Below are 19,581 nucleotides of genomic sequence, written 5' to 3'. Positions count from 1 at the left end.
GCACAAAGGCCCCGCCCATCCGGGCGGGGCCTTTCGCATGCTCTGGTCAGTCCGTGTGGGGCTCCGGGACGCGCATCGCGAGGATCGCCATGTCGTCGGACGGGGCGTCGGAGGCGAAACGCTCCACCGCGCGCATGATGCGGGCGGCCACCGCGCCGGCCGTCAGGCCCGTGCAGGTCGTGAGGACGTCGGCGAGGCCGTCGTCGCCCAGCATGCGGGCGCCTTCGCGGCGTTCGGTGACGCCGTCCGTGACGCAGAGCAGGACGTCGCCCGGATCGAGGGTGACCGTCTGCTCGTACAGCTCCAGGTCCTCGATGACGCCGAGGAGGGGCTGGGGTTCGGCGGCAGGCTCGACCGTGCCGTCCTGGCGGAGGCGCAGGGGGAGCGGGTGGCCGGCGCAGACCACCTTGAGTTCAGCGCTGCCGTCCTGCTGCGGGCGCATCTCGCCGTACAGCAGGGTGAGGAAGCGGCTGCGGGCGCCCTCGTCGAGGATGGCGGAGTTGAGGCGCTCCAGGACCGCCGGGCCGCTCAGACCCTCCCGCGCCAGCAGACGCAGGGCGTGCCGGGCGAGGCCGGTGACCGCGGCCGCGTTGGGTCCCGTACCGCAGACGTCGCCGATGGCGAAGCCGTACGCGTCGTCGCTGATGGGGAAGAGATCGTAGAAGTCGCCGCCGACCTCGTTGCCCTCGCCGGCTGCGCGGTAGATGACCTCGACCTCGACGCCGTCGATGACGGGCAGCTCGGGGGGCAGCAGGCTGCGCTGGAGGGACTGGCTGATGGCCGTGCGCTCCGAGTACAGCCGGGCGTTGTCCAGGGCCAGGGCGGCGCGGCGGGACAGGTCCTCGGCGAGTTCGAGGATCTCCTGGCGGAAGTGGTCGTCGGTGGGCTTGCCGAGGGTGAGCATGCCGATGACGCGATTGCGGGCGACCAGGGGCAGGACGACGGTCTCGCCGCCGACGGCGGAGGCGGTGGCGAGGGTCGGACCGATGCCGGTGCTCAGCTGCGGGGTCGGACCGCCGCTGAGGCCGAGGTCGCGCATGGAGGTGCGCAGCGCCGCCTTGTGGGCCATCTCGGCGGGGGCCGTCCAGACGCGGGCGCCCGGGGTGGGTACCGGGTCGGGCGGGGCGATCTTCGACAGCAGGGACTTGATGCCGTCGATGAGCTCCTCGTCCTCGTGCAGGACGTAGGAGAGGTACGGGTCCGAGGCCTGGTCGGCGATCGTGTAGACGGCGCACCAGGTGGCCAGGGTCGGGACCGTCATCTGGGCCATCAGGGCCAGCGTCTGGTCGCGGTCGAGGGTGCCTGCGAGCAGGTCGGAGGCCTCGACGAGGAAGCTGAGCGAGCCGCGGCGCAGCCGCTCCAGCTCGCCGAGGCGCGCCGACTCGACGGCCAGCGCGATGCGGTCGGCCGCGAACTGGAGGCGCAGCGCCTCCTCGTTGGAGTACCGGCCGGCGGCCTCGGCCGCGACGCCGAGCGAGCCGGTGAGGCGGCCCTCGACCTTGAGCGGGACGGTGACGACCGAGCGCATGCCCGTGCTGTTGAGCAGCGGGACCGCGCCGGGGACGGCCTCCAGGTCGTCGTGGACGGCGGGCATGCGCGCCGAGCCGTAGCGGCCCGGCCCGGCCTCGACGGGGACGCGGGCGAAGCGCTGGCGGGCGGAGGGCAGGCCGGTGGAGGCGCGGACCTCCAACTCCGTTTCGTCGTCGGTCGCCAGGAGCAGGAAGGCGGCGTCGGCGTCGAGCATGTCGCGGGCGCGCTCGACCGTGCGCTGGAGGAGGCCGTCGAGATCGTCCGGGGCGGGGGAGCCGATGAACACCTCGAAGGGGTCCGTGCTCTGGCCCTCGGAGGACGGGGAGTCGGCGGCCGGCCCCCGCAACGGGGTCTGCAGCACCGCGCGTTCGTGGTCGCGCACGAGGAGGCAGACCGTGGAGGGCTCGCCGTCGGCGTCGCGGACGCGCAGGTGGGAGGCGTAGACCGGGGTCACCCGGCCGTTGGCGCCGCGCATGCCGTAGCTGCCCTCCCAGCGGGAGAGCTGGAGCGCCTCGGCGATGCCGGTGCTCGTGCCGGGGGTGTGCGGCCAGGCGGCGAGGTCGGTGAGCGGTTTGCCGGTGACCTGGTCGGCGGAGTAGCCGAAGAGGTCCTCGGCGTCCTCGTTCCACGACGCGACGGCGCCGGTGCGGTCGATCTGGACGACGGCGACGCGGACCCGGCCGTCGGCGAGCGGCAGCAGGGCGGCCGGGAGGGAGGGACCGGCGGCGCGGGTGCCGACCGGACGCTCGGGCAGATGGAGGTGGAACCAGACGTTCTTCAGTGTGGGCGTGTACTCCACGCCCCAGCGGTCGGCCAGGGCCGCGCACAGCTGGAGGCCGCGGCCGCCCTCGCGGTCGAGGCTGCCCATGTTGGCGGGGGAGCCCTGGAGGGGGACCTCGCGCTCCGGGTAGTGGTCGGCGACCTCGATCCGTACGCCGTCGTCGCTGCGCAGGCACACGACGTCGGCGGTCGTGCCGGCGTGGACCACGGCATTGGTCACCAGTTCGCTGGTGAGCACCACGGCGTCGTCGACGATGTCCGCATGGCCCCAGCCCTGGAGCGTGTCGCGGACGAAGGACCGGGCGCTCGCCACGGATCGTCCGACGGGCTCGAAGCTGGCGGCCGCGCGCGCGGTGATCACAGAACTCCTCGACCCTCTCTCCCCGTGCACGGCCTCATGGCCGACCGGCTCGTGCCGCTGCTGCGGCAGCCCACCCGTCGGCCCGGGATCCGGGGGCTGCTCCCCCGGGATCAGTCCGGTGGTCATTCCGGCCGCCCCTCCGATGCCCGCTCGTCTCCGTGCCACCGCCCAGACCGGACGGACCGGTTTGGCTGGACAGCCGTATGCAAGGTTACTTACCTTCGCCGTCCATCCGGATGCCGGTCTGCAGTGTTTCCGCCCAGAGGGTGTGCGGACGATGTGCGAAGCTGCCGAACTGTTATGGCCTGGTTCGGCCGGGGTGAAACACTGGGCAAGCTGCTGATGAAGGTACGGGCAGGTGAATGCGCGCCGAGTCGGGTGGGCAGCAGCCCTGGAAGCGGTCCGGCGCGCCGGCCCGGATCACCCGGCAGTACGGAAGTACCGGCAGTACGGGAAGTAAGCGGCAGGAACCGGTCCGCCGAGTGTGGGCGGCCGGGCACAGCGGTATCGGTCGACCCCTGCGGGAGGGACACAGTGGAGTCTGGCGCAGCGACGCGGGCCACGAAGACGCGCGCGAAAGGCGGACAGTCCCTGAGTAACCAGGGCAAATCGCGGGGTGGCGGCGCGCGGAGCGGCAGTACGACGGTGGACACGGCCGCACTGAACCGGCTGCTCGCGGCGCTGGTGTCCATGCGCGAGGGGAACTTCCGCAGGCGGCTCACGGTGTCCGGCGACGGCGTGATGTCGGAGATCGCGGCGGTCTTCAACGAGGTGGCCGATCGCAATCTGCACCTCACGGGCGAGCTGGCGCGGGTGCGGCGCGTGGTCGGGCGTGAGGGAAAACTCACGGAGCGGCTGGAGACCGGCGCCTGCGAGGGGTCCTGGGCGGCCGCGATCGACCACTCGAACGCGCTGGTGGACGACCTCGTACGGCCCGTCTCCGAGGTCAGCCGGGTGCTGTCGGCGGTGGCGGACGGCGACCTGTCGCCGCGCATGGAGCTGCGCACGCAGAACGACGAGGGCACCGGGCAGCCGCTGCGCGGTGAGTTCCTGAAGGTCGGCCGGACCGTGAACAACCTGGTCGACCAGTTGTCGACGTTCACGGACGAGGTCACGCGGGTGGCCAGCGAGGTCGGCACCGAGGGCAAGCTGGGCGGTCAGGCCCGGGTGCGCGGAATGTCCGGTTCGTGGAAGGACCTGACGGACTCCGTCAACACGATGGCGTACCGGCTCACCGCCCAGGTGCGGGACATCGCGCTGGTCACGACGGCGGTGGCCAAGGGCGACCTGTCCCGGAAGGTCACGGTGCACGTGGCCGGCGAGATGCTGGAGCTGAAGAACACCGTCAACACGATGGTGGACCAGCTCTCCGCGTTCTCGTCCGAGGTGACGCGCGTCGCCCGCGAGGTGGGCACCGAGGGCGCCCTGGGCGGGCAGGCGCAGGTGCCGGGCGTGGCCGGGGTGTGGAAGGAGCTGACCGACTCCGTCAACACCATGGCCGGGAACCTGACGGCCCAGGTGCGGGAGATCTCGCACGTGACGACGGCGGTCGCCAACGGCGACCTGTCGAAGAAGGTGACGGTGCCGGCCCGCGGCGAGGTCGCGCAGCTTGCCGAGACGATCAACCAGATGACCGAGACGCTGCGGATCTTCGCGGACGAGGTCACGCGCGTGGCGAACGAGACGGGCGGCGAGGGGCAGCTCGGCGGGCAGGCGAACGTGCCGGGCGCGGCCGGCATCTGGAAGGACCTGACGGACTCCGTCAACACCGTCTTCCGGAACCTGACCACGCAGGTGCGGGACATCGCCGCCGTGACGACGGCCGTGGCCAGCGGCGACCTGTCGCAGAAGGTCACCGTGGACGTGGCCGGCGAGATGCTGGAGCTGAAGAACACCGTCAACACGATGGTGGACCAGCTCTCCGCCTTCGGTGCCGAGGTCACGCGGGTGGCCCGCGAGGTCGGTGTCGAGGGCGAGCTGGGCGGTCAGGCGCAGGTGCCGGGGGCGGCGGGGACGTGGAAAGACCTGACGGACTCCGTCAACACCGCGTTCCGCAACCTCACCGGTCAGGTGCGCAACATCGCCCAGGTGACGACAGCAGTGGCCAACGGCGACCTGTCGCAGAAGGTCACCGTGGACGTCTCCGGCGAGATGCTCCAGCTGAAGAACACCGTGAACACGATGGTGGACCAGCTCTCCAGCTTCGCCGACCAGGTGACGCGGATGGCCCGGGACGTGGGCACGGAGGGCCGCCTGGGCGGCCAGGCGCGGGTCGACGGCGTGTCGGGGACCTGGAAGGAGCTGACGGACTCCGTCAACTCCATGGCCGGCAATCTGACCTCGCAGGTGCGCAACATCGCGCAGGTGACGACGGCCGTGGCGCGCGGTGACCTGTCCCAGAAGATCGACGTGGACGCGCGCGGCGAGATCCTGGAGCTGAAGAACACCATCAACACGATGGTCGACCAGCTGTCGTCGTTCGCGGAGCAGGTCACGCGCGTGGCCCGCGAGGTGGGTACCGAGGGTCGTCTCGGCGGTCAGGCGCAGGTGCCCGGGGTCGCCGGTGTGTGGCGGGACCTGACCGACTCGGTGAACGGCATGGCCGGCAATCTCACCGCGCAGGTCCGCAACATCGCGCAGGTCGCGACCGCGGTGGCTCGCGGCGACCTGTCCCAGAAGATCACCGTGGATGCGCGCGGGGAGATCCTGGAGCTGAAGAACACCCTGAACACGATGGTGGACCAGCTGTCGTCGTTCGCCCAGGAGGTCACGCGTGTCGCGCGCGAGGTGGGCACCGAGGGCATCCTCGGCGGCCAGGCGGAGGTGCAGGGCGTCTCCGGCACCTGGAAGGACCTCACGCAGTCCGTGAACGGCATGGCCAACAACCTGACCATGCAGGTGCGCAACATCGCCGAGGTGACGACGGCCGTCGCCAAGGGCGACCTGTCGAAGAAGATCACCGTCGACGCCAAGGGCGAGATCCTCGAACTGGTCACCACCGTCAACACGATGGTGGACCAGCTGTCGTCCTTCGCCGAGCAGGTCACGCGGGTGGCCCGCGAGGTGGGTACGGAGGGCATCCTCGGCGGCCAGGCGAGCGTGCCCGGCGTCGTGGGCATCTGGAAGGACCTCAACGACAACGTCAACCTGATGGCCAAGAACCTCACGGTCCAGGTGCGGAACATCTCCCAGGTGGCCGCGGCCGTCGCCAACGGCGACCTGACGCGGACGGTGACGATCGAGGCGCGAGGCGAGGTCGCGCAGCTCGCCGACACCTTCAACACCATGGTGCGGACGCTGCGGTCCTTCGCCGACCAGGTGACCAAGGTGGCCCGCGAGGTGGGCACCGACGGCATCCTGGGCGGCCAGGCACAGGTGCCGGGCGTGTCGGGGACGTGGAAGGACCTCACCGAGTCGGTGAACCAGATGGCGTCGAACCTGACCGGTCAGGTGCGCAACATCGCCATGGTCACCACGGCGATCGCGAAGGGCGACCTGACCAAGAAGATCGACATCGACGCGCGCGGCGAGATCCTGGAGCTGAAGACGACCATCAACACCATGGTCGACCAGCTCTCCTCCTTCGCCGAGGAGGTCACCCGCGTCGCCCGCGAGGTGGGCACGGAGGGGCAGCTCGGCGGTCAGGCACGCGTGCGGGACGTCGACGGGACCTGGCGCGACCTGACGGAGTCCGTGAACGAGATGGCCGGGAACCTCACCCGGCAGGTGCGGGCCATCGCGCGCGTGGCGACCGCGGTGACCCGCGGCGACCTGAACCTGAAGATCGACGTGGACGCCTCCGGCGAGATCTCGGAGCTGCAGGACTACATCAACAAGATGATCGCCAACCTGCGCGACACCACGATCGCCAACAAGGAGCAGGACTGGCTCAAGGGCAATCTGGCCCGGATCTCCGGTCTGATGCAGGGCCGCCGCGACCTCCAGGACGTGGCCTCGCTGATCATGAGCGAGCTGACCCCGGTGGTCTCCGCCCAGCACGGGGCGTTCTTCCTGGCGATGCCCCTGGTCGACGGGCAGGAGCAGGCGGGCGCCGAGGGCGACGCGTACGAGCTGCGCATGCTGGGGTCGTACGGATACTCGATGGGGTCCATGCCCACCTCGTTCCGGCCGGGGGAGGCGCTGGTCGGCACGGCCGCCCAGGAGAAGCGCACGATCCTCGTGGAGAACGCGCCGAGCGGCTACCTGAAGATCTCCTCCGGGCTCGGTGAGGCACCGCCCGCGCAGGTGATCGTGCTGCCGGTGCTGTTCGAGGGGCAGGTGCTCGGCGTCATCGAGCTGGCGTCGTTCACGCCGTTCACGCACATCCAGAAGGACTTCCTGAACCAGATCGCCGAGATGATCGCGACCAGCGTCAACACCATCTCCGTGAACACCAAGACGGAGGTGCTGCTGAGCCAGTCGCAGGAGCTGACCGAGCAACTGCGCGAGCGGTCGGAGGAGTTGGAGCAGCGGCAGAAGGCGCTCCAGTCGTCCAACGCCGAACTGGAGGAGAAGGCCGAGCTGCTGGCGCAGCAGAACCGCGACATCGAGGTGAAGAACACCGAGATCGAGGAGGCGCGGCAGGTTTTGGAGGAGCGTGCCGAGCAGCTCGCGGTTTCGATGCGGTACAAGAGCGAGTTCCTGGCCAACATGTCGCACGAGCTGCGTACTCCGCTCAACTCGCTGCTGATTCTTGCCAAGTTGCTCGCGGACAACGCCGACGCGAACCTGACCCCGAAGCAGGTCGAGTTCGCCGAGACGATCCACGGCGCGGGCTCCGACCTGCTCCAGCTCATCAACGACATCCTCGACCTGTCGAAGGTCGACGCGGGGAAGATGGACGTCTCCCCGACGCGCATCGCGCTCGTCCAGCTCGTGGACTACGTGGAGGCGACCTTCCGGCCGCTGAGCGCGGAGAAGGGCCTGGACCTGTCGGTGCGGGTGTCGCCCGGGCTGCCCGCCACCATGCACACCGACGAGCAGCGGCTGCTCCAGGTGCTGCGCAACCTGCTGTCCAACGCGGTGAAGTTCACCGACTCGGGCTCCGTCGAGCTGGTCATCCGGCCGGCCCGGGACGAGGTTCCGACGGCCATCCGGGAGCAGTTGCTGGAGGCCGGTTCGATGAACGACCCGGACGCCGAGCTGATCGCGTTCTCCGTGAGCGACACGGGTATCGGGATCGCGGCCAGCAAGATGCAGGTGATCTTCGAGGCGTTCAAGCAGGCCGACGGCACCACGAGTCGCAAGTACGGCGGTACGGGCCTCGGGCTGTCCATCTCGCGGGAGATCGCGCAGCTGCTCGGCGGCGAGATCCATGCCCAGAGCGAGCCGGGCCGCGGCTCGACGTTCACGCTCTACCTGCCGCTGCACCCGAGCGAGCTGCCTCCGCACGGCTACCAGCAGCCGCTGCCGTCCGTGGAGGCCGGTGAGCTGCCGGCGTCCTCGGGTGCCGTGGCCGAGCTGCCGGGTGCCGAGGCCGAGACGCCGGCCGAGGTGAAGTCGTACCAGGACGCGCAGAACGGCGCGGCCGCGCTGTTCCGGCGCCGTCGCAAGTCGTCCGCGGACACCGAGGGCCGGCCCGAGGTGCGGGAGCGGCAGCCGGGTGCCGGGCAGGAGGCGGTGCCGCAGGCGCATCGGGGGATCCGGTTCGGCGGGCAGAAGGTGCTGATCGTCGACGACGACATCCGCAACGTCTTCGCCCTCACCAGCGTCCTGGAGCAGCACGGACTGTCCGTGCTGTACGCCGAGAACGGGCGCGAGGGCATCGAGGTGCTGGAGCAGCACGAGGACGTGGCCGTCGTCCTGATGGACATCATGATGCCCGAGATGGACGGATACGCGACGACCACGGCGATCCGCAGGATGCCCCAGTTCGCCGGGCTGCCGATCATCGCGCTGACCGCGAAGGCGATGAAGGGCGACCGGGAGAAGGCGATCGAGTCGGGCGCCTCCGACTACGGGGCGAGGAGGGCGGGCCATGGTGCAGAAGGCCAAGATCCTCCTGGTCGATGACCGGCCGGAGAATCTGCTTGCGCTGGAGGCGATCCTCTCGGCGCTCGATCAGACGCTGGTGCGGGCATCGTCCGGGGAGGAAGCGCTCAAAGCACTGCTCACGGACGACTTCGCGGTCATTCTGCTGGACGTCCAGATGCCGGGCATGGACGGATTCGAAACCGCCGCGCACATCAAGCGCCGGGAGCGGACCCGGGACATCCCGATCATCTTCCTCACGGCGATCAACCACGGACCGCACCACACCTTCCGCGGGTACGCGGCAGGCGCGGTGGACTACATCTCCAAGCCGTTCGACCCCTGGGTGCTGCGCGCCAAGGTCTCGGTCTTCGTCGAGCTGTACATGAAGAACTGCCAGCTGCGTGAACAGGCGGCCTTGCTGCGCCTCCAGTTGGAGGGCAACGGCAAGGCCGCCGTCGGCGAGGCCAAGGAGCCGGCGGGGCTGCTCGCCGAGCTGTCGGCGCGGCTGGCGGCCGTGGAGGAGCAGGCGGAGGCGCTGTCCAAGCAGCTCGGCGACGAGTCGACGGACGCGGCCGCGGTGGCGACGGCCGCCCATCTGGAGCGCAAGCTCACCGGGTTGCGGCGGGCGCTGGACGCCCTGGAGCCGGGCTCGTCCGGCGGTCAGGCCGCCGTCAACTGACGTCGGGAGTGCCCCTGCCGCCCGTGAGGCTCGTCGCGGCGGCCTCCGCGGCCGTCCGTGAAGTGGACTCTGGGAGGGTCTGTGAGGACTTGTCAGAGGCTGTACCGGACGCGTCAGTTCCGCCCCCATGGAGGGGCGACACGAACGGGTGAAGCGGTAGGCACACGTGTCGACCGCCGTCTCCCCCGGTAACCTCACACCCATGGCCTCACGTCCCTCCGCAGCCAAGAAGCAGCCCGCGAAGAAGGCGGCCGCTCCCGCGAAGGGTCCGGTCAAGAAGGCCGCCGCGAAGAAGGCACCCGCGAAAAGGGCGCCCGCCAAGAAGGCCGCGGCGAGGAAGCCCGCGCCCCAACCGGCTCCGAACCCCACCAACGGCGTGTACCGGCTGGTGCGCGCGCTCTGGCTGGGCCTCGCGCACGGAGTGGGCGCCGTCTTCCGCGGCATAGGGCAGGGCGCCAAGAACCTCGACCCGGCCCACCGCAAGGACGGCGTCGCCCTGCTGCTGCTCGGCGTCGCGCTGATCGTCGCCGCGGGCACCTGGGCCGACCTCAAGGGCCCCGTCGGCGACCTCGTCGAGATCCTCGTGACCGGCGCCTTCGGCCGGCTGGACCTGCTCGTGCCGATCCTGCTCGGCGCCATCGCCGTACGCCTCATCCGGCACCCCGAGAAGCCCGAGGCCAACGGGCGGATCGTGATCGGCCTGTCCGCGCTCGTCATCGGCGTGCTCGGCCAGGTGCACATCGCCTGCGGCTCACCGGCCCGCAGCGAGGGCATGCAGGCCATACGGGACGCCGGCGGCCTCATCGGCTGGGGCGCGGCCACCCCGCTGTCGTACACGATGACCGACGTGCTGGCCGTGCCGCTGCTCGTGCTGCTCACCGTCTTCGGGCTGCTCGTCGTCACGGCCACCCCGGTCAACGCCATCCCGCAGCGGCTGCGGCAGCTCGGGGTGCGGCTCGGCGTGGTCCACGCCCCGGAGACGGACGAGTTCACGAACGACGACGAGCGCTACGACGAGCAGTGGCGCGAGGCGCTGCCCGCCCGCCCCCGCAAGCGCGCCCAACCGGCCGCCGCCGAGCCGTACGACCCCGACGCGGCCGAGCAGGAGGCACTCAGCCGGCGCCGCGGCAGGCCCCGGCGGTCCGCCGTGCCGCAGCCCGAGATGAACCGTCCGATGGACGCCGTGGACGTCGCCGCCGCTGCCGCCGCCGCGCTCGACGGCGCCGTACTGCACGGGATGCCGCCCTCGCCGCTGGTCGCCGACCTCACCCAGGGCGTGAGCACCGGGGACCGCGAGTCCACGACCCCGACGCCCACGCCGGTGCCGGCCGCGCGGCCGCAGCCGGGCAAGCTCAAGAAGGACGCCACGAAGGCGGCCGGAGGGGAACCGGCGGGCGGCGCGGTCCCCGACCTCACCAAGACGCCGCTGCCCAAGGAGCGGGACCTGCCGCCGCGCGCCGAGCAGCTCCAGCTCTCCGGCGACATCACCTATTCCCTGCCGTCCCTCGACTCCCTCACGCGCGGCGGACCCGGCAAGGCGCGCAGCGCGGCCAACGACGCCATAGTCGCCTCGCTGACCACCGTCTTCACCGAGTTCAAGGTCGACGCCGCCGTCACCGGCTTCACCCGCGGCCCGACGGTCACGCGCTACGAGGTCGAGCTGGGCCCCGCCGTGAAGGTCGAGCGGATCACCGCGCTGACCAAGAACATCGCCTACGCCGTCGCCAGCCCCGACGTGCGGATCATCAGCCCGATCCCCGGCAAGTCCGCGGTCGGCATCGAGATCCCCAACACCGACCGGGAGATGGTCAACCTCGGCGACGTGCTGCGGCTCGCGGAGTCCGCCGAGGACGACGACCCGATGCTGGTCGCCTTCGGCAAGGACGTCGAGGGCGGCTACGTCATGCACTCGCTGGCGAAGATGCCGCACATGCTGGTCGCCGGTGCCACCGGCTCCGGCAAGTCGTCCTGCATCAACTGCCTGATCACCTCGATCATGATGCGGGCGACCCCGGAGGACGTCCGGATGATCCTGGTCGACCCCAAGCGCGTCGAGCTGACCGCGTACGAGGGCATCCCGCACCTGATCACGCCGATCATCACCAACCCGAAGCGGGCCGCCGAAGCGCTCCAGTGGGTCGTGCGCGAGATGGACCTGCGCTACGACGATCTCGCCGCCTACGGCTACCGGCACATCGACGACTTCAACCGCGCGGTGCGCGAGGGCAAGGTCAAGCCGCCCGAGGGCAGCGAGCGCGAACTCCAGCCGTACCCGTACCTGCTGGTGATCGTGGACGAGCTGGCCGACCTCATGATGGTCGCCCCGCGCGACGTCGAGGACGCGATCGTGCGGATCACGCAGCTCGCGCGCGCGGCCGGCATCCACCTGGTGCTCGCCACCCAGCGGCCCTCCGTGGACGTCGTGACCGGCCTGATCAAGGCCAACGTGCCCTCCAGGCTCGCCTTCGCCACCTCCTCGCTCGCCGACTCCCGGGTCATCCTCGACCAGCCCGGCGCCGAGAAGCTGATCGGCAAGGGCGACGGACTCTTCCTGCCGATGGGCGCGAACAAGCCGACCCGCATGCAGGGCGCGTTCGTGACCGAGGAGGAGGTCGCGACCGTCGTCCAGCACTGCAAGGACCAGATGGCGCCGGTCTTCCGCGAGGACGTCACGGTCGGCACCAAGCAGAAGAAGGAGATCGACGAGGACATCGGCGACGACCTCGACCTGCTGTGCCAGGCGGCCGAGCTGGTCGTCTCCACGCAGTTCGGGTCCACCTCGATGCTCCAGCGCAAGCTGCGGGTCGGCTTCGCGAAGGCCGGGCGGCTGATGGACCTGATGGAGTCGCGGAGCATCGTCGGACCGAGCGAGGGTTCGAAGGCTCGTGACGTTCTTGTGAAGCCTGATGAGCTGGACGGCGTGCTCGCGGTGATCCGTGGGGAGTCTGAAGGGTAGGGGCGGGTAGGAGAAGGGTTCCGCCGACGATCCGCCGACGTTTCGCCGACGGAGGGTCACGACGGCCGGGCGGCGTCACCACGGCCGGGCGGCCGATCGTGACTCACCCGTTAGGGATCATTGAGCAACCGTTTCCCCAGGCCCTACGTCAAGTTGAGGGAAGTGACAAACAGGTAGTCCACCATCGGGGTGCCGGGCCATTCCGATGGCGTAAAGGTCGTACCGCCCGGTTGCCCCACCCGTTTGCACCCCCCCTAGACTGAACGCCCAGCACAGGCGGCTAAACGCTCGAAAGGCGCCCCCGTGTCCAACGGCAAATCCCCTGAAGACGAGCGTCCGATCGAAGACGTGTCCCAAGACGCCCCTGACGACGTTTCCGAGGAAGCCCGCCCCTCCGTCGGCCACGCCCTGAGGCAGGCCCGGATCGCCGCCGGGCTGACCGTCGACGACATCACCACCGCCACCCGGGTCCGCATCGCCATCGTGCACGCCATCGAGGCGGACGACTTCGCGCCCTGCGGCGGCGACGTCTACGCGCGCGGGCACATCCGCACCCTGGCCAAGGCCGTCGGGCTCGACCCGGCCGAGCTGCTCGCGCGGTTCGACGCCGAGCACGGCGGACGCCCGGCGCCGACCCCCGCCGCGCCCCTGTTCGAGGCGGAGCGCATCCGTCCCGAGCGGCGCGGACCCAACTGGACCGCCGCCATGGTCGCCGCGATCGTCGCCGTGATCGGCTTCGTGGGCTTCACGTTCGTCAAGGGCGGCGACGACGGCGGCAACGAGGCGAGCGTCGCCGAGGGGGCCCAGCCCTCGTCCGGCGAGTCCGCCTCGTCGAGCGCCAAGCCCAAGAAGCCCGCCGACCCCAAGCCGGAACCGAGCGACAGCGCCATCGCCGCCGCGCCCGCGGACAAGGTGACCGTCAAGGTCAGCGCCACCGAGGGCCGCAGCTGGATCTCCGCCCAGGACCACAACGGCCGGCTGCTCTTCGACGGACTGCTCAAGCAGGGCGACTCCAAGACCTTCCAGGACAACGAGAAGGTCAAACTCGTCCTCGGGGACGCCGGAGCCATCCAGCTCTACGTCAACGGCAAGAAGATCGAGGACGACTTCCGGCCCGGCGCCGTCGAGCGCCTGACGTACACGAAGGGCGACCCGCAGGTCGGATAGGCGGTGCGGGGACCGCGTCGACGCGGGGTCGGCCGGGATCGGCCAACCCCGTCGACGTGGGCCGTCGGCGGGACGAAGTAGTCTTGAGCCCATGCCTGAAAGCCGTACCGTCGCACTCGTCACCCTTGGCTGCGCCCGTAACGAGGTGGACTCGGAGGAGCTCGCAGGCCGTCTGGAGGCGGACGGCTGGAAGCTCGTCGACGACGCCGAGGAAGCGGACGTCGCCGTCGTGAACACATGCGGCTTCGTCGAGGCCGCCAAGAAGGACTCCGTGGACGCCCTCCTGGAGGCCAACGACCTCAAGGGCCACGGAAGAACGCAGGCCGTCGTGGCGGTGGGCTGCATGGCCGAGCGGTACGGCAAGGAGCTGGCCGACGCCCTCCCGGAGGCCGACGGCGTCCTCGGCTTCGACGACTACGCCGACATCTCCGACCGCCTGCAGACCATCCTGAACGGCGGCATCCACGCCGCCCACACCCCGCGCGACCGGCGCAAGCTGCTGCCGATCAGCCCCGCCGAGCGGCAGGAGGCCGGTGCCGCGGTCGCCCTGCCGGGACACGGCCCGACCGACCTGCCCGAGGGCGTCGCCCCCGCCTCGGGGCCCCGCGCGCCGCTGCGCCGCCGGCTGGACGGCTCCCCGGTCGCCTCGGTGAAGCTGGCCTCGGGCTGCGACCGGCGCTGCTCCTTCTGCGCCATCCCGTCCTTCCGCGGCTCCTTCATCTCGCGCCGCCCCAGCGACGTGCTGAACGAGACACGCTGGCTGGCCGAGCAGGGCGTCAAGGAGATCATGCTGGTCTCCGAGAACAACACCTCCTACGGCAAGGACCTCGGCGACATCCGGCTCCTGGAGTCGCTGCTGCCGAACCTGGCCGAGGTCGACGGCATCGAGCGGGTGCGGGTCAGCTACCTCCAGCCGGCCGAGATGCGCCCCGGCCTGATCGACGTGCTGACCTCCACCGAGAAGGTCGCGCCCTACTTCGACCTCTCCTTCCAGCACTCCGCGCCGAACGTGCTGCGCGCGATGCGCCGCTTCGGCGACACCGACCGCTTCCTGGAGCTCCTCGACACCATCCGGAGCAAGGCGCCCGAGGCGGGCGTGCGCTCCAACTTCATCGTCGGCTTCCCCGGCGAGTCCGAGGCCGACCTCGCCGAGCTGGAGCGGTTCCTCAACCACGCCCGCCTCGACGCCATCGGCGTCTTCGGCTACTCCGACGAGGAGGGCACCGAGGCGGCGACCTACGGCGACAAGCTGGACGAGGACGTCGTCGCCGAGCGGTTGGCACGGGTCTCCCGCCTGGCCGAGGAACTGGTCTCGCAGCGGGCCGACGAGCGCGTCGGGGCGACCGTGCGGGTACTCGTCGAGTCCGTGGACCCGGCCGGCGAGGGGGACGGCGTCCGCGGCCGCGCGGAGCACCAGGCGCCGGAGACGGACGGCCAGGTGCTGCTCACGAGCGGCGCGGGCCTGAGTGTCGGTCGTATGGTCGACGCGAAGGTGGTCGGTACGGAGGGTGTCGACCTGGTGGCCGAACCGCTGCTGGGCTCGCCCGAGTGGAGTGAGGAGGCCGGCAGATGACCGGAGTCCCGGCGTCCGCGGCGGGCGGCTCCTCCAGTGCGCGCCGGACCGGCCCGCGCGGCGCCTCGGGCGCGGCACAGGAACCGGCCGGGCGCACGACTTCGGGGGGCGCCGTGGAACGGGATGCGGGAGAGCGGCGAGGGGCCACCGAGGGTGGTGCCGGCGCGCGCGGTGGCAAGATCGCGGCGGCCGCCGTCAACCAGGCGAGTGTCTGGAACGTCGCCAATCTGCTGACGATGCTCCGGCTGCTCCTGGTGCCGGCCTTCGTCGCGCTCATGCTCGGCAACGGCGGGTACGACCCGGCCTGGCGCTCCTTCGCCTGGGCCGCCTTCGCCATCGCCATGATCACCGACCTCTTCGACGGTCACCTGGCGCGCACTTACAACCTCGTCACCGACTTCGGGAAGATCGCCGATCCCATCGCCGACAAGGCGATCATGGGTGCGGCGCTCATCTGCCTGTCCGCGCTCGGCGACCTGCCGTGGTGGGTGACGGCCGTCATCCTCGGCCGGGAACTCGGGATCACCGTCCTGCGTTTCGTGGTCATCCGGTACGGCGTCATCCCCGCGAGCCGGGGCGGCAAGCTCAAGACGCTCATCCAGGGCATCGCCGTCGGCATGTACGTCCTGGCGCTGACGGGGCCCCTGGCCACCCTGAGGTTCTGGGTGATGGCGGCGGCGGTCGTCCTGACCGTCGCGACCGGCCTGGACTATGTGAAGCAGGCCATTGTGCTGCGCCGCCGGGGAATCGCCGAACGCAGAGCGGCGTTGAAGGAGACGGAAGTTTGAGTTCCACGGCCGCCGACGTGGTGCGACTACTCACGGTCAGGGGCGAGACCCTCGCGGTCGCCGAGTCACTGACGGGTGGCATGGTCGCTGCCACGCTCACGGCGGTCCCCGGGGCGTCCAAGGCCTTCCGGGGCTCCGTCACCGCGTACGCGACGGAGCTGAAGCGGGAGCTGCTCGGCGTCGACGGCGAGCTGCTCGCGGCGCGCGGAGCGGTGGATGCGCAGGTCGCCGCCCAGATGGCGGCAGGCGTACGCACGGCGCTGGGCGCCGACTGGGGCATCGCGACGACGGGCGTCGCCGGTCCGGACCCGCAGGACGGGCAGCCCGTGGGGACGGTTTTCGTCGCCGTGGACGGGCCCTTCAGGGCCGAGCAGGGTTGCGCCGATGGCGGAAAAGTGGAGGCGCTGCGGTTGAACGGCGACCGCGCGGAAATTCGTATGGAGAGTGTACAGAGCGTACTCGCACTTCTTTTGAGGGAGCTTGCGAGCGAACAGACCGGGAATGAGCGGGCACAGGATACGGAACGGAACGGGGGGTTTTGATGTTTGCAGCCCTGAGTGAACACGACATCGCTCCCCGCACGGCCGCGGCGCGAGGCGGTACGGTGGGGCGTGAAGGATGCGGTTACACGGTCCGAGGAGGGAGCCACCGATGATTCTGCTCCGTCGCCTGCTGGGTGACGTGCTGCGTCGGCAGCGCCAACGCCAGGGCCGTACTCTGCGCGAAGTCTCCTCGTCCGCCCGAGTCTCACTCGGCTATCTCTCCGAGGTGGAGCGGGGGCAGAAGGAGGCTTCTTCCGAGCTGCTCTCCGCCATCTGCGACGCGCTGGACGTACGGATGTCCGAGCTCATGCGTGAAGTGAGCGACGAGCTCGCCCTTGCCGAGCTGGCCCGGTCCGCCGCGGCGACGCCCAGCGAGACCGTACCGGCACCGGTGCGTCCGATGCTGGGTTCCGTGTCGGTGACCGGTGTGCCACCGGAACGGGTGACCATCAAGGCGCCCGCCGAGGCAGTGGACGTCGTCGCCGCCTGAGCGCCCGAGAACGTGTGCGTGTGAGGCCCCGGCCAGGGGCGCTCCGGAGATCCGGAGCGACGAGGTCGGGGTTTTCGCATGCCCGGAGGTGTCCGGCGTGCGGGTGTGAAGGGCTCTCAGCGGTGCCGCCGCCGGTTTGCCGGTCCGTGTGGGGGCGGTCATCGTGGAAGGAGATGGCCGGGGGGCGAACCGACGGAGGCGTGGATGTACGTCGTGAAGAGCCCGTTGTCCGACGCGGACCTGAAGACCGTCTCCGAGGCGTTGCAGGGCGCTCTCGTCGACCTGGTCGACCTGGCCCTGGTGGCGAAGCAGATCCACTGGAACGTGGTCGGCCCGCGCTTCCGCTCCGTACACCTCCAGCTGGACGAACTCGTCGGCACCGCCCGCACGCACTCGGACACGGTGGCGGAACGTGCCTCGGCGCTCGGCGTCTCCCCGGACGGGCGGGCCGCGACGGTCGCCGTCGGCAGCGGCATCGACGTGACCCCCGAGGGCTGGGTCGACGACACCACCGCCGTCCAGACCGTCGTGGACGCACTGGGCGCGGTGATCGGGCGCATGCGTGAGCGGATCGCGGCGAGCGGTGAGCCCGACCCCGTGAGCCAGGACATCTTCATCCAGATCACGGCCGATCTCGAGAAGCAGCACTGGATGTTCCAGGCCGAAAACGGATGACGCGGGATGGTCTCGGCGCGGACGGCTCGCCGGGCGGCCGCGCTGGGCCTCGGCGTGCTGTGGTGGTGGGCCGTGCTGCGCCTGGCGCTGGAGCCCGGCGCCGGGGTCCTCGAAGGGGCGGTCGCGGTCGGCGGCTGGGGGCTGAGCGTGCTGCCGGTGCACTGTGTGCCACGGCGCCGGGCCGCCGGGGCGCTGGGAGCCGGACGGTGGCGACGGGCCCTGCGCGGGGCGCGGACGCGGGGAGCGGCCACGACCCTCCCGGACGGGCGCTGACCCTTTACGGCGGGTGCCTGGAGGCGTAACGTACAACCAAATGGTTGTAGATGAAGTGGTCGAAGAGGCGGAAGCGGGTACGGACCGCCTGTTCCAGGCCCTGGCCGACCTGACCCGCCGCGACATCCTGCGCCGCTGCGTGCGGGACGACCTGTCGGTGTCCCGGCTGGCCGAGGCCTATCCGATGAGCTTCGCCGCGGTGCAGAAGCACGTCGCGGTACTGGAGCGGGCCGGTCTCGTGGTCAAGGAGCGCTGCGGACGGGAGCAGCTCGTGCGGACCGATCCCGACGCCCTGGGCCGGGCCCGCCGTGCCCTGGACGAACTGGAGGCCGCCTGGCGCGGACGGGTGGAGCGGATGTCCGGTCTGCTCGCCGAGGCGCCGGAGGCCGGATCCGCAGCGCGGCAACCGACGGAAGGACAGAGCCGATGAGTGTCACCAGCCTGGACAAGGATCTCGACAACCTGACCCTCACCCTGGTCGCCGACTTCGCCGCTCCGGTGGAACGGGTGTGGCAGCTGTGGTCCGATCCCCGGCAGCTGGAGCGCTGGTGGGGGCCGCCGGCCTACCCGGCGACGGTGGAGGAGCACGATCTGACGCCGGGCGGAGACGTCACGTACTTCATGACCGGCCCGGAAGGCGAGAAGTTCCGGGGCTGGTGGCGGGTGGCCACGGTCGACGCCCCGAGGTCGCTGGAGTTCACGGACGGATTCGCCGACGAGGACGGGGTGCCGAACGCCGCGATGCCGACGACCGCGAACCGGGTGACGCTCACCGAGCGCGACGGCGGCACCCGCATGGAGATGCGGGCGGTCTTCGACACCCGGGAGCAGATGGAGCAGCTCATGACGATGGGCATGGCGGAGGGCCTGCGCGAGGCGGCCGGCCAGATGGACGCTCTGCTCGCCGCCTAGGACCCGTCCGGCCCGCGGCCTTCCCGGGGTGGCTCGCTCAGCGTCGTGGCCGGACGCCCGTCCGGCCGCCCGGACGCGGTGCGGGCCCCGCCTGGCAGGTCGGGCACCAGTACGTGGGGCGCTCACGGGAGCCGTCGCCCTGGTCGGCCACCCGGACCGACGTGCCGCAGCGCAGGCAGGGGCGGGGAGCCCGGCCGTACACGAACAGGTCCTGGCCGCGCAGGCCCGTCGTGCGGCGGACCGGGCGGTCGCGGTTGGCCTCCAGGAGCTTCTTGGCGAGCGTGGGCAGCCGCGCGGCCCGGTCGGCGGGCAGTTCGCCCACCGGCAGCCAGGGGGTGACGCCGAGCAGGAAGCACAGCTCGCTCTTGTAGACGTTGCCGATGCCGGCGAGATTGCGCTGGTCGAGCAGGGCCTCACCGAGCGCGCGGGGCGGGTCCGCGCGCAGGTTGTCCAGGGCCCGCTCCGGGTCCCAGTCGGGGCCGAGCAGGTCGGGGCCCAGATGGCCGACGGCGCGCTGCTCCTCGGCGGTGCGCAGGATGTCCAGCACCGGGAGGCGGTAGCCGACGGCCGTGCGGTCGGCGGTGCCGAGGATCACCCTGATCTGGTGCGCCGGGCCGCCGCTCCAGCGCTGCCCGGGCGCGAACACCTTCCAGGAGCCGTCCATCCGCAGGTGCGAGTGGACCGTCAGGCCGCCCTCGACACGGGTCAGCAGATGCTTGCCGCGCGGGGTGACGTCCAGGACGGTGCGGCCGGTGAGGTCGACCGTGGCGTACCGGGGGACGCGGAAGTCGCTGCGGGTCAGCACCCGGCCCGCGAGGGCGTCGTGCAGCCGTCGCGCCGCCTGCCAGACCGTGTCTCCTTCGGGCATGACTCAAGGGTGAC

Annotated in this window: 14 protein-coding genes; 12 read left to right on the top strand and 2 right to left on the bottom strand. The window is 71.0% G+C overall.

All coding sequences use genetic code 11. The features are described 5' to 3' along the window. Window positions 1–46: 46 nt before the first annotated feature. Window positions 47–2,797, bottom strand: a complete 2,751-nt coding sequence (locus R2E43_RS09900; protein WP_003973277.1) for a SpoIIE family protein phosphatase — start codon at window positions 2,795–2,797, stop codon at window positions 47–49. Window positions 2,798–3,205: 408 nt separating this feature from the next. Between R2E43_RS09900 and R2E43_RS09895 the strand changes: the two genes are divergently transcribed. The 12 genes from R2E43_RS09895 to R2E43_RS09840 all read left to right on the top strand — a co-directional run bounded on the left by R2E43_RS09895 (window position 3,206) and on the right by R2E43_RS09840 (window position 18,699). Then, the gene (locus R2E43_RS09895) at window positions 3,206–8,683 is read left to right on the top strand and encodes a HAMP domain-containing protein (protein ID WP_332056124.1); all 5,478 of its coding nucleotides are present in this window, start codon (window positions 3,206–3,208) and stop codon (window positions 8,681–8,683) included. Beyond that, complete coding sequence (locus R2E43_RS09890) at window positions 8,649–9,323, top strand: response regulator (RefSeq protein ID WP_011030434.1); 675 nt, start codon at window positions 8,649–8,651, stop codon at window positions 9,321–9,323. The genes R2E43_RS09895 and R2E43_RS09890 overlap by 35 nt, the downstream gene beginning before the upstream one ends. Before the next feature lie 202 nt (window positions 9,324–9,525). After that, window positions 9,526–12,279 (top strand): DNA translocase FtsK, encoded by a 2,754-nt coding sequence (locus R2E43_RS09885; RefSeq protein ID WP_003973274.1) that lies wholly within the window; start codon window positions 9,526–9,528, stop codon window positions 12,277–12,279. Window positions 12,280–12,582: 303 nt separating this feature from the next. Continuing rightward, the gene (locus R2E43_RS09880; RefSeq protein ID WP_003973273.1) at window positions 12,583–13,446 is read left to right on the top strand and encodes a helix-turn-helix domain-containing protein; all 864 of its coding nucleotides are present in this window, start codon (window positions 12,583–12,585) and stop codon (window positions 13,444–13,446) included. A gap of 91 nt (window positions 13,447–13,537) precedes the next feature. Continuing rightward, window positions 13,538–15,019: a 30S ribosomal protein S12 methylthiotransferase RimO gene (rimO, locus tag R2E43_RS09875; RefSeq protein ID WP_003973272.1), complete on the top strand. Its 1,482-nt coding sequence runs from the start codon at window positions 13,538–13,540 to the stop codon at window positions 15,017–15,019. Then, window positions 15,016–15,807 (top strand): CDP-diacylglycerol--glycerol-3-phosphate 3-phosphatidyltransferase, encoded by a 792-nt coding sequence (gene pgsA / locus R2E43_RS09870; protein WP_003973271.1) that lies wholly within the window; start codon window positions 15,016–15,018, stop codon window positions 15,805–15,807. The genes rimO and pgsA overlap by 4 nt, the downstream gene beginning before the upstream one ends. Next, window positions 15,804–16,349 carry a CinA family protein gene (locus R2E43_RS09865; protein ID WP_011030436.1) on the top strand — a complete coding sequence of 182 codons (546 nt, stop codon included), beginning with the start codon at window positions 15,804–15,806 and terminating at the stop codon, window positions 16,347–16,349. Before pgsA ends, R2E43_RS09865 begins: the two co-directional genes overlap by 4 nt. A 109-nt stretch (window positions 16,350–16,458) precedes the next feature. After that, window positions 16,459–16,839 carry a helix-turn-helix domain-containing protein gene (locus R2E43_RS09860; RefSeq protein WP_003973269.1) on the top strand — a complete coding sequence of 127 codons (381 nt, stop codon included), beginning with the start codon at window positions 16,459–16,461 and terminating at the stop codon, window positions 16,837–16,839. A 204-nt stretch (window positions 16,840–17,043) separates the two neighbouring features. After that, the gene (locus R2E43_RS09855; RefSeq protein WP_003973268.1) at window positions 17,044–17,514 is read left to right on the top strand and encodes a Dps family protein; all 471 of its coding nucleotides are present in this window, start codon (window positions 17,044–17,046) and stop codon (window positions 17,512–17,514) included. A gap of 6 nt (window positions 17,515–17,520) precedes the next feature. After that, window positions 17,521–17,787, top strand: a complete 267-nt coding sequence (locus tag R2E43_RS09850) for a hypothetical protein (protein WP_003973267.1) — start codon at window positions 17,521–17,523, stop codon at window positions 17,785–17,787. A gap of 40 nt (window positions 17,788–17,827) precedes the next feature. Further along, window positions 17,828–18,217, top strand: coding sequence for an ArsR/SmtB family transcription factor (locus tag R2E43_RS09845; RefSeq protein WP_016327415.1), 390 nt, complete (start codon window positions 17,828–17,830; stop codon window positions 18,215–18,217). Next, entirely contained in the window at window positions 18,214–18,699 is a 486-nt protein-coding gene (locus tag R2E43_RS09840; protein WP_003973265.1) for an SRPBCC family protein, read from the top strand. Before R2E43_RS09845 ends, R2E43_RS09840 begins: the two co-directional genes overlap by 4 nt. A gap of 37 nt (window positions 18,700–18,736) precedes the next feature. Here R2E43_RS09840 and R2E43_RS09835 read toward each other — a convergent pair whose 3' ends face one another. Then, window positions 18,737–19,567 carry an Fpg/Nei family DNA glycosylase gene (locus tag R2E43_RS09835; protein ID WP_011030437.1) on the bottom strand — a complete coding sequence of 277 codons (831 nt, stop codon included), beginning with the start codon at window positions 19,565–19,567 and terminating at the stop codon, window positions 18,737–18,739. Window positions 19,568–19,581 lie beyond the last annotated feature (14 nt).

The organism is Streptomyces violaceoruber, from assembly GCF_033406955.1.
Classification (GTDB): domain Bacteria; phylum Actinomycetota; class Actinomycetes; order Streptomycetales; family Streptomycetaceae; genus Streptomyces; species Streptomyces violaceoruber.
This window is presented reverse-complemented; position numbering and strand designations above follow the sequence as displayed.

What these genes read in the sequence shown, in the direction of transcription:
- R2E43_RS09890 (WP_011030434.1), top strand. Translation starts at nt 8,649, where the DNA reads ATGGTGCAGAAGGCCAAGATCCTCCTGGTCGATGACCGGCCGGAGAAT.
- R2E43_RS09860 (WP_003973269.1), top strand. Translation starts at nt 16,459, where the DNA reads ATGATTCTGCTCCGTCGCCTGCTGGGTGACGTGCTGCGTCGGCAGCGC.
- R2E43_RS09855 (WP_003973268.1), top strand. Translation starts at nt 17,044, where the DNA reads ATGTACGTCGTGAAGAGCCCGTTGTCCGACGCGGACCTGAAGACCGTC.
- rimO (WP_003973272.1), top strand. Translation starts at nt 13,538, where the DNA reads ATGCCTGAAAGCCGTACCGTCGCACTCGTCACCCTTGGCTGCGCCCGT.
- R2E43_RS09885 (WP_003973274.1), top strand. Translation starts at nt 9,526, where the DNA reads ATGGCCTCACGTCCCTCCGCAGCCAAGAAGCAGCCCGCGAAGAAGGCG.
- R2E43_RS09840 (WP_003973265.1), top strand. Translation starts at nt 18,214, where the DNA reads ATGAGTGTCACCAGCCTGGACAAGGATCTCGACAACCTGACCCTCACC.
- R2E43_RS09835 (WP_011030437.1), bottom strand. Translation starts at nt 19,567, where the DNA reads ATGCCCGAAGGAGACACGGTCTGGCAGGCGGCGCGACGGCTGCACGAC.
- R2E43_RS09845 (WP_016327415.1), top strand. Translation starts at nt 17,828, where the DNA reads ATGGTTGTAGATGAAGTGGTCGAAGAGGCGGAAGCGGGTACGGACCGC.
- R2E43_RS09900 (WP_003973277.1), bottom strand. Translation starts at nt 2,797, where the DNA reads ATGACCACCGGACTGATCCCGGGGGAGCAGCCCCCGGATCCCGGGCCG.
- pgsA (WP_003973271.1), top strand. Translation starts at nt 15,016, where the DNA reads ATGACCGGAGTCCCGGCGTCCGCGGCGGGCGGCTCCTCCAGTGCGCGC.
- R2E43_RS09850 (WP_003973267.1), top strand. Translation starts at nt 17,521, where the DNA reads ATGGTCTCGGCGCGGACGGCTCGCCGGGCGGCCGCGCTGGGCCTCGGC.